The sequence below is a fragment of the Planctobacterium sp. R6 genome (genome assembly GCF_055755215.1).
Map to the genome: position 1 here is coordinate 46,411 of NZ_JBVTQY010000021.1, position 13,927 is coordinate 60,337.

Consider the following 13,927-nt stretch of genomic DNA (forward strand, 5'->3'; position numbering starts at 1 on the left):
CAGAGGACGATATTCCATGGCAAATGAGAGATAAAGAATCGGGACGCGAAGTGTACTCTTATCGCTCTTTCTGAACCAGTTGTTTTAGGTATCTTCTGTTAGCTCATTGAGGTCTTCGATATAACCATCAATTTTTCTGAATAGTCGTAGCTTTTGTTTTTCCGTCAGTATGGCATTAACGTCTGCAATCAGCTGCGCAAACACCTGGCGATTGTGTTGTGCATTTTGCTGGTAAATGGCGTGTTGAAACTGTTCCGGCGCATTTAGCAAAGCGCTAAATTCTTCGACAAACAGCGGGTTTTCAGCTCTGTTGACTAACAGCGCTTGCGCGTTTTTTTGTACTTCCCTTTTATACCTGATCCATTCAACGCGATTAGAAATCACCTTGCTGGCAGCGTCGCTTACAAGCATTTTCTGCGCCTCGGTTAATCGGCCAAAATAATCACTTAACCTGTCGATATATTGCTCTTCAAATAGTTGCTGTTGTTCCTGTTCATCCATTGCCAGGCGTTCTTGCTCATCGTCAACATTCTTCTCTTCTAACGCTGCAAATAAGGACGCTATCTGAGCATCACTGAGTTGCACCGCTAATGCTGCAATATCTGGTGTCAGTCTTTGCCTTAACCTCTGCCAATGCCCTCTGGCCTGCTCGAAATGCTGTTGCACTTGCTGCGCAGTCATCGCTTCGCCTTGTAACTGCAATTTTATTGCTTGCAATTGCTCGGTGTAATGCCGGAGTTCGTTTTCCCGATGCCAACTGTGCCAGTTGGCAAACTGAGCATCGAAAAGCCCCTTCTGGCTTTTATTGAGATCAACGTAATCGTCCAGATACCAGTGAATAAGCCAGTCCAGATTATTGTAGGCAAATTGAGAGCTACAGGCTGTAAGTAGGAGTGATAGGCATAGCGCTGTCAACTTTTTCATAGCGTTGAATCCCGTTGCTAAGGTTTTTTCAGTCTACACCTGAAAAGACGGATATTGAGAAAAAAACACGCTTTCTTACAAGAATCTTTTTCCCAAAAATTTCAGTACAAAGACTACATTATGGGTTGTTCATCGCCTTTTATTAGCTGAAATCTTCGTTCGGGATTAATTTGGGTTGTCATTTTCCTACATATCGCCATATAGTTTTGATACTAAACACAAAGATTGTTTGTTAATGCCTATGAAAAGAATTGCTGTTCTGACCTCCGGTGGCGATGCACCTGGTATGAATGCCTGTATCCGAGCCATCGTGCTCACCGCAGAACATTTCGATATACAGGTAGTCGGATTTCGACATGGATATTACGGTTTACTGGATAGTGAACACGTAGAGCTAACGCCTGAAATGGTATCTAACATTATCCAAAATGGTGGTACCTTGCTGCACAGCGCAAGGTGTCCGGAGTTTAAAACTGAACAATCGGCGCTCAAAGCCGCTAACAACCTGGAAGCACTCGGTATCGATGCCTTGTTGGTAATTGGTGGTGATGGTTCTTTTCACGGTGCCCATCACCTGCAACAACACTGGGCTAAACCAGTAATAGGCTTACCTGGCACTATTGATAACGATATTTATGGTACGGATGCCACCATAGGTTATTTTACTGCAATAGAAACGGCACTGGATGCCATAGACAAAATCCGGGATACCGCAGACGCATTTGAGCGGGTATTCCTGATCGAGGTTATGGGCCGCCATGCCGGATTCATTGGCTTAAGTGCATCCATCAGCTCTGGGGCTGACCAGGTATTGCTGCCGGAAATCAACAATGATAACGAAGCAGCCTTCAAAAACCTGGTGGCGCGAATCGAAACCACCCGAAAGAAAAAAGGCCAATGCAGCTACATCGTTGTTGTTGCTGAAAACCTCTGGCCAGGTGGTGTTACGGCACTGGCGAGTAAAATCAATGATGAATTAGATATCGAAAGTCGCCCTGTTGTGCTGGGCCACATTCAGCGCGGCGGCTCCCCTTCCCCACAAGATCGTATCCTGGCAACCAAATTGGGCGCCTATGCGGTTGAGTGTGCAATTGCTGGTAAGTCAGGCATCATGGTGGGCGAGCAAAATCAGCAACTGGTGGAAGTGCCGTTGCCAGACACCTGGAACAACCAAAAGCCCTTAGATCCGTATCTGGTGAAGATTCAGACCGAATTTTTTGACATTCTGGAATAAAAAAGCCGCTCTGCTGAGCGGCAAACAATGTTCTGAAGGGAACAAGAACAATGGATTAAATGACGTTAATTTCGGGCGATTTCCGTGGTTTCCTGATATCTGACGGTTTGCCCGGCACGCAGTCTCTCTGCGCCGCGCACTACAACATTGTCGTCATTGCGAATATCACCAAACACTTCCACTCTTTCTCCCATACCAACACCGGTTCTTACCGGCACCTGATGCGCTTTGTTTTCATCATCGATGATAAATACAAACGTCCCGGCCTGTCTTAGCACCAAAGCATCGCGTTTTACAGTAATCGCTTCGTGGGCATCACTGTGTGGTAGTGCAACTCTGACTGCGCTGCCAATGGGGAAATCACCGGGTTTTAACGCTACGCGAATTTCCATCATGCGAGAACCAGAATTACCCACAGGCACAATAGTCCGGATAGTTTCGCTTTTTTCGCTGATCCGATTTTTAACTAGTACTTCCTGACCGCGGGTAATAAAAGGGGATGCTGATAACGGGGCGCGAATACTGGCTTCAATATTTTGCGTATCCACCACTCTTAACATATCAGCGCCTACCGAAGTGTATTCCCCGGGTGTTTGAATACGCTCTACGACCATAGCATCAAAAGGCGCTTTTACATTAGTCTGCGCCAGTCGGTACTCGGTTTGTCTTTTATTAATGCGTGATTGTTGAATTTCCTGGCGCGCCACTTCCAGTTCAGAAATGATTTCATCCAGTTCATCACGGGAAGAATTGTTGAGCTGCGCCATTTTACCCACCCGTTCCTGCTTGCGCTCCAGTAAGGCCACCCGAGATTCCCATTTGGCAATATCAGCAATGTTCTGTTCAAGTTGCAATTGCAGTAATTCATCATCCAGTCGGGCCAGTACCTGGCCTTTTTGCACCCGTTCTCCCACGTCTGCCATCCACTCAATTCTGCCGCCAACTTCAGAGGCAATATTAGAATCGGAACGACTCATCACCGTGCCGGGCACCCAAATTTGCTCAGACACCATTTCAGTTATTACGTCATCTACTTCTACCAGCGCCGGAGGCGGCCCCTGGTTTTCTTCCTGCGCTAAAGCCAATGATGACAACGTCATTAGTGCGGGAATTGCGATACGAATTAAAGTCTTCATCATGCCTGTCCTGTAAAATTAGTGTTTGTCGTTAAGTTTTTGATTCTTTGCATTGTGTAATACACCTCCGCCGGTCAGGTTTGGCACCTGCGAGGGTTTCCCCACAGACAGTTGCAGCAAGGTGGGTAATAAAATCAGGGTAAATATGGTGCTGACTGTCATACCACCAACAATTACCGCCGCCATACCGCGATAAATAACACTGCCGGCACCGGGTATAAGTAACAGAGGCAACATGCCAAAAATCGAGGTCAGAGTGCTCATGAAAATCGGCCGAAGGCGCAGCGACAAAGCCTGCTCTACTGCGTCCCGACGGCACAATCCGTCTTCTTTTTCAGCCAGTCGTGTTTGATGGACTAACAAGATAGCGTTATTAACAACTAATCCCAGGGTAATGATAAAGCCAATCATGGTTAACAGATCCAAAGGCTGAAACGTCACCAGATTGAGTAACTGCATGGCAATCACGCCGCCCACGGTCGCCAGAGGAATACTGAGAACAACCATCAGGCTGTCTTTAGGGGATTTGAACAAGCCCGCCATTAAGATAAACAACAGCGCCATTGCAAACAGGAAGTTTTGACTCATGGTGGAAACCACATTGTTCAGACTGCTGGCTGAGCCGCCGTAGGCAATTGAGCCATCTGTTGGCATCGCCGCCAGTATTTGTGGCTCCACCTGCGCTTTGACAATGTCCATTGCCTCTTCCAATGACATATTATCTGGCGGATTTAGTGACAAGGTTAAGGTACGGCGACGGTCTATGCGCTGAATTTGGCTGGGGCCGACAGTGCGTCTGACTTCGGCCAATTCACCCAATTGTACCATTTCACCAGAAGGCGTCATGATAGGCACCACAGCTAACTCTTCCGGTGTAGCCCATTGTTCTGAGCGAAAGATAATATTCATGCGCTTTATGCCATCAAAGTACTCGCCCACGTATAGGCCATCGCCCATCGTGCGCACTATGTTGGCCAGGCTTGGTCTGTCGTATCCCACTTCCATCATGCGAGAATCGTTGGGAATCAGGCTAATTTGAGGCTCTGTTTGCTCAAGCGCCGGATTCGCCTGTACATTAGCCCCAGGAAAGGTTTCTTCCAGTAAGTCCATACCGATCACGGCAGCGGCTGCCATACCATCGGTATCTGTTGATTGCAGTCGAATATCGATACTTCTGCCATTGCCGAAACCACCAAACAGATTGCCCTGCATAGCAAAGGCACGCGTGTCTGGTAAGTCTTTCAATATTTCTTCGCGCATCAGGGTTTCCAGCTCTTTAACTTTGCTTTGATCCTTGGCTCGTGCGCCAATAGTGCCACCATTTGGCCAGGTGATGATGTAGTAATTTTTTAAGGCGGGCTGCTTTTCACCATCCATATAGGGCTGCAAGCGCTTTACCACCAAATCCATGACTTCTTTTTCTACAAACTCACTACTGGCACCTTGCGGAAAGTTAAAAAATGCATCGATGGCGTCGCGTTTTACCGGTGGCAGATAATCTAACTTAGGCAACAACATCACAGTGGCAGTGACAGGTAGTACCATCAATACTGCAACAATCGTTAATCGCTTTTTGTTGTTAGATGTTGCGCCCATCACGCTGCGGGTTATTTTGTTCCAAACTGGTTTTAGTCTGTCTTCCGGCATTTCTTTGTTTAACCATCGACTAGCGGCTACAGGTAAGATGGAAATTGCCACAACAAACGATATCACCACGGCAATGGCTATGGTCAGCGCTAAATCAGCAAACAACTGGCCAGCCACATCTTTCAGGAAAATGACCGGAATAAAAATCGCTACGGTGGTTGCCGTTGACGCCATCAGAGCACCAAACACTTGCTTTGTGGCCTTTTCAGCTGCTTCAGTACTATTGGCCATTTCTCGTTTATGCCGAACAATGTTTTCCAGCACGACGATGGCAGCATCCAACACCATACCAACAGCAAATGCCAAGCCTGCTAAAGATATAACGTTAAGAGAGCGACCGGTTATTTGCAGAACCACAAAGGTACTCAACAAACAAATGGGAATCGACAAAGCGACAATTAACGTGGCCCGGCGCTGACGCATAAACCACCACAGTATTGCCACCGCTAAGAAGACACCCATCACTAAATTACTGCTTACCAGATTTATCGCCCGATAGATAAACACCGATGCATCAAAAGATTGCACCATGGTAAGTTGTTGCGGGTTCAACATATTGGTGTTGATGTCGTTAACCTTATCTTTGACTTCCAGCAACGTGGCCAGCACATTGGCATTATTCTCCCGGTCAATGCGGATGGAAATAGCCGGGTTGCCATTTTGAATACTGACGTAATTCTCATCACCACCCTGGATGCGAATTTCAGCAATGTCATTGAGCTTGATGGGACTGCCATTGCGCCATTCCAGAATCATTTCGCCCATTTGCTGGGGCTGATACTTGCCTTCAAAGCGCAATGTGTATTTGCGACGCCCGACTTCGACAAAGCCACCGGAAACATCATTAGCCGATCCTAACAATCGGGAAATGTTGGTAATATCAACGCCCAGCTCAGCAGCGCGATAAGGGTCAAACACGATCTGAAACTCTTCTTCGCTTCCCCGACCTGATTGCATTTGAGCGCGAGAAACTCCGGGAATGGCTTCCAGTTGTGGCCGGATACTTTCATCAAAGTAGTTAATAAACTCTTTGATATCTTTATTGTTGCCGGGCAATTTTTGCAAAAAGAAATAAGTCAGAGCAGGTTGGCCCCCGCCGCCACCTAACATGATGTTGGGTGACAATGCATCTCTGGGCAGTGGTGGAATGCGGTTCATTCGGCTGATGACTTCAATTAGCGTTTTTTGCATATCGGTTTCGAGGCCAAATTCCAGGTTTATCCAGGCATTCCCCTGATTGGCAAACGTCGACATGGTTCTCATACCGGGTAAACCTTGCAACACCTCTTCCTGGGGCTCCAGGATTTCTGATTCAATTTCCTGAGGTGCAGCCGCACGCCATGAGGTCTGAATACTGATTCTGGGACGTTCAATGTCCGGGAACAGTTGCACGGGGAGCTCCGATAAACTAAATAATCCCAGAAAGGTAATGATACCCACGACGATAGCCACGCCGGAGGCATTTTTTAATGCTGCTTTGGTAATATCCATTGTTGTCCCGGATTTGTTATTTTATTGTTGCAACTATAGGTCGAACAAAAAAAGAAAAAAGTTTAAATCCGTTAGCCGTCGATTTATCACGATAAACAGCAAATGTCGTGAAAGATGTTACAAAGCGTGTTTTTTGACACATTTGCAACACACTGCAACTTAAGCCTTAAATGCCATTAAAAACAGCAACTTACTAAAGTTAACAGGTCATTCGGAACAGACGGCAGATGAACTCAATAGTGTTGTCGTAAAATTTTACGACCATCAAAGAAATCAGAATCTAATAAAAATTAGGTGGGAGATTGACCTGAGGAAGTTGCAGGAACCTGCAAATAGCTAATATTGTCCTGTAACGTTCTGCCACTAATGTCGATGATGGCAGCTTACCTATCCATTGAATGAGACCCGGGACGGTGGTTTTATTGAGAGCATACAGCTGCGGTCAACATTAACCGCCTGATTCCTTTATGCGCACATCCCTTTAACGTTCAGCGCTAACCGCGAATACCACTCTTTGCCCGAAGTATTGAGTACGAATGAGCACCTACCACTCAGGCATTGATCATTTCTTTGACTTTATCGCGGTGACTGCGACTCACTTTTAATTCGGTGCCATTGTGCAGCACTAAATGGTATTCACCGCTGATATGGCTGATCAGTTTATTGACGTAATTGATGTTTACTATGGCACTGCGATGCACGCGAACGAAGCGACGCGGATCGAGATCGTCGATTAGCTCTTTCATGGTCCGACGCATAATATGGGTTCCATCCTGAGCATGGACACACATATAGTCGCCTGCCGCGTCAATCCATTGAATTTCCTCTACGGACACTCGGGTAACTTCAGAGCCGTCCTTAATAGCCAGCACTGTCGGGTATGGATTTGCCGAGATGGGTTCGCCTTCGGCTAACTTGCGCAGGATATCTTCGCAATCATCGCCGGTGAAATCAGCGATTAAACTTGCCAGCTTGTGTTTATGCACCCCTTCCTGTGCCTGGCTAAGAGTCTCTTCTACCTTTTGTAGTGCCTCTTTTAAACGTTTGTCGTCAACAGGCTTTAACACGTAATCCAGGGCGTGAATATCAAACGCTTTGATTGCGTAGCTATCAAAGGCAGTAACAAAGATGATTAGCGGTAAAGGCTGACCGGTATCCCTGAGTTTATTGATTACCTGAAATCCATTGAGCCCGGGCATCTGAATATCCAAAAACACCAGGTCTGGTTTTAATTGGGGGATCTCGTCAACGGCGATATTCCCGCTGGCACACTGCCCGATGACCTCAACATTATCAAATGCACCTAGTCGAATCGCTAACCCTTTCCTGGCCAGCGGTTCATCATCCACAATTACTGCTTTAATTTTTTTATCCATTGTCTACTAATTCGTAAGGTATTCTGATACTGACTTTAATTCCGGTAGGGTCGTTATGCGACACCACAAATGAATAATCTTGCCCATATAATGAGTGTAATCGTTCCTGAATATTGGTCAATCCCACGCCATTGGTACGATGCAACTGACCATTCACGATATCGGCGCCGGGCCCGTTATCAGCCACTTCCAATAATAAATCCCGGCCAAACAATCGAGTGGCTATACAAATTTCACCCCCCTGCTCCATTTTGGAGATGGCGTATTTGATGGCGTTTTCCACTAGCGGTTGTAATATCAGGCTGGGTACCAGGGCTTTACTGGTATCTTCATCAACCTTCCACTGCACGTCAAGCCGCTCATCAAAGCGTACCTTTTCAATATCAAGATACAAACTCAGTGCCTGAACTTCCTGTTCCAGAGGGACTTTTTTAATCGGATCTTTATCCAGAGAATAACGTAAGAAGTCGCTTAATCGGCTGACCATTTCTTCAGCTGTTTTGTTTTCCTTAACCAATATCAACGTAGAAATCGCATTCAAGGTATTAAACAAAAAATGTGGGTTGAGCTGATAACGCAACATTTTAATATGTGCCTGGTGGGCCATTGCGTTGGATTTCAGCGCATTTTGCTTCTCTTTTTGCAGCAACTGATAGTTTTTAATACCGAAATACAATCCCGTCCAGCACATCAGTATAAAGAAGGAGTTCAGGCTGCCATTCAAATAATAATACCAGTCCTCGGGACGATACCCATGCTTATAAATCTCCCAAAAGTGTACATTTTTCATCACCTGCCATAGCAAAGACACCACAAAGCAGGATACCAGCACAGACAATAAAATTTGCCAGGGTTGCAGCTTGGCAACCTTTTGATAAACATAGCGCAGAGGAATACTAATCAGGCAACCAGCAATAGCGTTCAGGAAAATGACAAAGATCCAAACAGTTCGCATGTCATGTAAGAACGACCCGATATAATAAACCAGAGCAAAGCCAGCCCAGCCACCAACGTGCAGTGTCCAGAACAAGCGCTCTCTGTCTTCAAATAGTTTATGCCAGTTAACCAAATGACAATTCCAATGATGATTTGAGGGAAATTATACGACATCCCAATGCAATGCGTTTGCTACTTGTCCTGCAACAAACGCTATTGGTCGCATAATTTGAAAGAAAGGTGAATTTAATACGAAATATTAAGTCTTTTCAACCAGTGTACCCACCACCATGCAGGCCCCACCAGTAAAAATTGTAGATCTTTGAAAAATGACGGTTTTTTACCTTCAATATGATGCCCGACAAACTGTAATATCCACATTACAACAAACAGTACCAAACTAAATTGCAGTACATTGATACCCTGTTGATACATGGCCTCTATACTCAAAAAAACCGCCATGGTCATCAGTGTCATTGCGGCCCCGATAGGCCCGGATAAGCGAAAGTAGTAATAGAGTGTGGGTATCGCCAGAATATGTGCAAAAGTAATATCCATTGCAGCTAAAAATTCTGGCACTGGCACTAACCACACCAGCGCTATAGTAACCCAAAATATCGCCGGAACGGCAATACCATGGATCAAGATATTGGTTCGATTTTGATGACTTTCTCCGTACTCACTGAGTAAGGCATCTATCTGTCGGTGATGAATTTGCTGAATCATGATTTGTTAATTTTTTGTTATAATCCAGCGTCAGCATAAATTATGTCTGGTTTTTGAGCAACTGCTGTTTTATTGGCTGACCATTAACCGCTCCAGTAATGCTTCGGTGTAATGATTCTTTTCCTCGAAGCGCAAACCGTAATAAAAATACAGTTCATCCATACGCACATTCATTACTTCCGAACGAAACTTGAAATCCTCCTGATTACCGGGCGCACTAATAGTCAGCATGATTTGCTTATCTTCAATCTTTTCCCGGCCTTTGCGGGTAACACCAACCCGGCAACCGCTGCCAGAAATATCCAGAATCATGCCTTCACCAAGACGACTTTTATGTTCATCAGATATTTTCGATTGCACAGCATTGAGTTCACAGGGCACCCGAATTTGGGTTCTTTTTTCTGCCCGTAACCCCTGCACCTGCACCGCTTCCGGAAAGTTTACCCAGACTGCATGGATAGGCGACATGGTAATCGCCTTAACTTTGGCTTTAAAGGCCACGATTTCTCCACTGTCTTCCAGCACCAGGCGCACAATGACCTGCCCGTCAACATATAATCCATCGCGCAATGGACCGTATTTTTTTTCATCCGGGAATTTGAAAATCAATGTTTTTCGGCCATCCGCCCCGATAAACTCAGAGCGAACGCGTTTGACTGTGTTGGGAAAGCTGAGCTGAAAATCCACCGGTAAGCCGGGTTTCAGTGAGCGCAGTTTATTCACATCCGCGCTGGAAAGTTTTTGTCTGGAAGCCAAAATCGCCATAGGCGTAACATTACTCTTTTTGTTTATCGGGTTGTCGGCTTGCTTATCGGCAGCTTGCCGTTTCGCCTAAGCACAAACTATGCGATATTTACCCGGGTGTCTCAATATCAAATTGGACCCTGCGGGTTATTATCGTTATATTTTAGCTGCCCTCAGTGCATCTTTCCCCCAAAAAGTGACGTCAAATTTTCAGGAAATTATGAAAGCAAGCAATTCAAAATTACATTATCAACTTAGTATAGACGCTATTTCTAAACACACGTTTAATGTGGAGATCCACATTGACTCAGCAGACTTTGACGAACTAAACCTGACTCTCCCCTGTTGGATCCCAGGCAGTTACATGGTGCGGGATTTTGCCAAAAACCTGCTCACCATCAGCGCCTGCAACGAGCACAACCAGGCACTGCCTGTGACACAGTTGGACAAGCAAAGCTGGCAGGTAAGCCAATGCCAGGCAAAAACCATCATTCGCTACCAGGTTTATGCCTTTGATCTTTCTATACGGGCAGCATTTTTAGACACAGAATATGGCTTTGCCAACGGTACCAGTGTGTTTCTGAAAGTACAGGAACTGCATAAACAGGCGAGTACGGTGGCGATCCTGGCTGACAACCTGTTACCTAACTGGCGCACTTTTACCGCCATGACACAGCTGGACGTAAACGACACAGGTATCGGGCTATATCGTGTCAATGATTATGCGGACTTAATAGAACACCCAATATTATTTGCTGACGCAGATGTGTTGGAGTTTGAAGTAGAAGGCATCAATTTTCAGATGGTATTAGCCGGGGGGCACAATGCTGATCTGCCACGCATAAAATCAGATCTGGAAAAAATATGTCAGCACCATCTCAATTTATTCAGTAGCGATATTAACATTAAACACTACCTGTTTATGACATTGCTTTCTGAATCAGATTTTGGCGGTTTAGAGCATACCCACTCCACGGCATTATTATTTAGCCGCAATGAACTACCGACAGTAGCTGAGCAACATACCATGACCGATGGTTATCGTTCATTTCTGGGCCTATGTAGCCACGAACTGTTTCACACCTGGCATGTTAAACGAATTAAGCCCAAAGTGTACCTGACACCGGATCTTTCCAAAGAGTGTTATTCAGAGCAGTTATGGATATATGAAGGCTTTACTTCTTATTACGACGATTTCAGTCTGTTGCGCTCACAGATTATTAATCAGGAAAGCTACCTGGAGTTATTAGGGCAAACCTTAACGCGTTTGTATCGCACAGAAGGTCGAAAAGTTCAAACCGTGACACAGTCCAGCTTTGAAGCCTGGACTAAATTCTACAAACAGGATGAAAATGCCATCAATGGCATCGTTTCTTATTACATCAAAGGCGCGGTAATTGCCCTGTGTCTGGACTTGCTCATCAAACGAGAAAGCCAACATAAACAGAGTCTGGATGATGTTATGCAGGCCCTGTGGCAGGACTTCGGCAAACCGTTATCCGGAACAGACAACCAGGTAATACATGAATTACTGCGCGACAAACTGCATCTGGACCTGAGCGAGTTTTTAGATAAAGCGCTTTACAGTACCGATGAGTTACCATGGCAGGAGCTGCTGGCCAGTTTTGGCATAACGTCACATTTTCGCGCCCGCAATAACCTAAAGGATATCGGTGGTAAAAAAGGCGCGTATGATAGCAACGCCGTTGATCTTGGCATGCATTACAGCAGTGATTCTTCCGGTATTACGGTGCAACAGGTAAGTAACGGACGCGCAGCGCAACATGCGGGCCTGCAAAAAGGTGATCGCATTGTGGCACTGAATCAGTGGGATTTAAAAGGTAAAACTCTTGAAACTGAACTGGCCAAATATCCACTGGAGACAAGTGTTGAACTTACCTTGTTCAGACGTGGCCGACTATTGCAGGTGTCGCTACAGATTCAGGCTGCCGAGAAAGATACAATCTACCTCACCATCGACGATCCGGTTATGGCCCGCCGTTGGTTAGGAGAATAACCTTAGGGCGCCATAGTGGGTACGAGAAGTTGCGGATCAACGCGCTTTTCGTACCAGTTCATTCGCCAATCTAAATGGGGGCCAGTCACTCTTCCGGTATCACCAATCTCTCCGATAAGTTGCCCCTGTTTAACACGTTGTCCCACCTCGACATGACCCTTGTGTAAGTGCAAAAACGTAGAAGAAACACCATAACCATGATCAATAATTAAGGTGCCTCCCGAATAATACATATCCGGAACAAACAAGGTAACTAAACCATCTGCCGGGGCATATACCGGCTGCCCTACCGGTCCGGCCACATCTACTCCGTAGTGGGGCCGTTTTGGCTCACCATTTAATACTCTGCGACTACCATAAACACCGGAGATTGGGCCTTTAGCGGGCCAGATAAAGTCTTGTGCAAAGGCGGTATCTGCTTCAATACGGTCCCGCGCCTTACGCACCATTTGGGCATCTTGTCGGATACGCGTTAGGGTTGATTCAGGAGGCGTCACCATTTTAGGTGGTAAACCATCAATGTGCTGCTCCTGATAGAGGCGTTTATCAATTACCAGTGCCTGCTTTTGTTCAGTACCGTCAGGTAAGCGCCAGGTTAATTGCCAGTTTAATTTGTCATCCCGGGAAAATCCCAGAGCAAACTCCCCTGTCGCGGCCAGGGTAATTTCCCGGTCGTCTAACCAAAGCTGACTACCTGCGGGAAGTTTACCGCGTAACAAACTGCCTTGCTGTTTTTCACCGCGTAACTCCAACGCCTGAACCTGACTTAAAAATAAGCACATTAAGAAAGCAGTCAGGCCCTTACGCATATGCGATTGCTCCTTTGCCAACGCCTTCAAAAGCCACAACTTCAACTGAGGTATTGGGAGTCAGAGCGGCCTGCTCGTTGGCCAGATATTGCGCCAGACACTCCACCGTGGAATCAGTGTCCACAATCTCTGACTCAGCTTTAGGAATGATCAGTTCAAACTCGCCTTGCGATGATTCATAGGCAAAACAGTAATAATCGCCATGCGGTGCAATTTTTTGCAACGACTCAGACAATTGGCTCGCGGCTACAATATCTTCAGTTGTGCCGATATAAATATCGCTCCACCGGTTAGCCCAGTATCTCTGCCATTTTTCATCGAACTGACCATCCAGTTTCACTAATATTTTGGAGCGGTGACCATGAGCAATGCGTTGACAATTGCCATCGTGCTTTTTTAGCCCGTGGGTGTAGTGATAAAAGGCACCATCAATAACCTCAGTTCGCAGTGATAACGTAATATCGTCAACGTTTTCAGGTAAGTGGGTGGCAATAATCTCTTTTAAATACTGACTCACTGACTCCATCGTCACTTCTTCAGCATATATAAAGGCATACGCTTCAGGTGGGCAGCTTAATGCGATTTCTTTTTCCGGTCGAACGAAGTTTACAATGACATTATCATTGCGGTGGTCATTGCCTAACTTCACAAAAGCATGTTCTGCGGGTACCAACAGTTTGTGATCGACATATTCGTCAATCAGATATTTTAGTTCTTTTTTCACTTTTCCGAAGTCAAGCACCATGCTTTCTTCGTTTAATGCGCCATTGAGCACAACATCGACGATCCAACTCTCTCCCACCATGCCTCTTTTCGGGCACAAATAGGAAAAGTCCATAACAGTCAGATCGTTTACAAATAAATGCATTCTTGTTTCATTACCTTAT

At 45.8% G+C, this 13,927-nt stretch carries 11 protein-coding genes; 2 read left to right on the top strand and 9 right to left on the bottom strand.

Annotated elements, in window-relative coordinates; translation table 11 throughout:
• Nucleotides 1-84: 84 nt before the first annotated feature.
• Nucleotides 85-924: a DUF6279 family lipoprotein gene (locus AC0J20_RS13945; protein ID WP_473022121.1), complete on the bottom strand. Its 840-nt coding sequence runs from the start codon at nt 922-924 to the stop codon at nt 85-87.
• Nucleotides 925-1,159: 235 nt separating this feature from the next.
• Here AC0J20_RS13945 and AC0J20_RS13950 point away from each other — a divergent pair, with 235 nt between their 5' ends.
• On the top strand, nt 1,160-2,158 hold the full coding sequence (locus AC0J20_RS13950) for an ATP-dependent 6-phosphofructokinase (RefSeq protein ID WP_473022122.1): 999 nt from the start codon (nt 1,160-1,162) through the stop codon (nt 2,156-2,158).
• Nucleotides 2,159-2,223: 65 nt separating this feature from the next.
• Here AC0J20_RS13950 and AC0J20_RS13955 read toward each other — a convergent pair whose 3' ends face one another.
• The 6 genes from AC0J20_RS13955 to AC0J20_RS13980 all read right to left on the bottom strand — a co-directional run bounded on the left by AC0J20_RS13955 (nt 2,224) and on the right by AC0J20_RS13980 (nt 10,235).
• A complete protein-coding gene (locus AC0J20_RS13955; RefSeq protein WP_473022123.1) occupies nt 2,224-3,297 on the bottom strand; it encodes an efflux RND transporter periplasmic adaptor subunit in 1,074 nt (357 codons plus the stop codon).
• Nucleotides 3,298-3,312: 15 nt separating this feature from the next.
• On the bottom strand, nt 3,313-6,432 hold the full coding sequence (locus AC0J20_RS13960; protein WP_473022124.1) for an efflux RND transporter permease subunit: 3,120 nt from the start codon (nt 6,430-6,432) through the stop codon (nt 3,313-3,315).
• A 551-nt stretch (nt 6,433-6,983) separates the two neighbouring features.
• Nucleotides 6,984-7,808, bottom strand: coding sequence for a LytR/AlgR family response regulator transcription factor (locus AC0J20_RS13965; RefSeq protein ID WP_473022125.1), 825 nt, complete (start codon nt 7,806-7,808; stop codon nt 6,984-6,986).
• Nucleotides 7,801-8,877 (bottom strand): sensor histidine kinase, encoded by a 1,077-nt coding sequence (locus AC0J20_RS13970; RefSeq protein ID WP_473022126.1) that lies wholly within the window; start codon nt 8,875-8,877, stop codon nt 7,801-7,803. Before AC0J20_RS13970 ends, AC0J20_RS13965 begins: the two co-directional genes overlap by 8 nt.
• Nucleotides 8,878-8,990: 113 nt before the next feature.
• Entirely contained in the window at nt 8,991-9,470 is a 480-nt protein-coding gene (locus AC0J20_RS13975) for an Mpo1 family 2-hydroxy fatty acid dioxygenase (RefSeq protein ID WP_229527476.1), read from the bottom strand.
• 69 nt (nt 9,471-9,539) lie between these two features.
• Nucleotides 9,540-10,235, bottom strand: a complete 696-nt coding sequence (locus tag AC0J20_RS13980; RefSeq protein ID WP_229527477.1) for a flagellar brake domain-containing protein — start codon at nt 10,233-10,235, stop codon at nt 9,540-9,542.
• 199 nt (nt 10,236-10,434) lie between these two features.
• On the opposite strand from AC0J20_RS13980, the gene AC0J20_RS13985 reads away from it, so the two are divergent.
• The gene (locus AC0J20_RS13985; RefSeq protein ID WP_473022127.1) at nt 10,435-12,231 is read left to right on the top strand and encodes a M61 family metallopeptidase; all 1,797 of its coding nucleotides are present in this window, start codon (nt 10,435-10,437) and stop codon (nt 12,229-12,231) included.
• Nucleotides 12,232-12,233: 2 nt separating this feature from the next.
• Here the strand turns inward: AC0J20_RS13985 and AC0J20_RS13990 are convergent, their stop codons facing one another.
• Nucleotides 12,234-13,040 (bottom strand): M23 family metallopeptidase, encoded by an 807-nt coding sequence (locus AC0J20_RS13990; protein ID WP_473022128.1) that lies wholly within the window; start codon nt 13,038-13,040, stop codon nt 12,234-12,236.
• The gene (locus AC0J20_RS13995; RefSeq protein WP_473022129.1) at nt 13,033-13,908 is read right to left on the bottom strand and encodes a 6-carboxytetrahydropterin synthase; all 876 of its coding nucleotides are present in this window, start codon (nt 13,906-13,908) and stop codon (nt 13,033-13,035) included. Before AC0J20_RS13995 ends, AC0J20_RS13990 begins: the two co-directional genes overlap by 8 nt.
• Nucleotides 13,909-13,927: the final 19 nt, after the last annotated feature.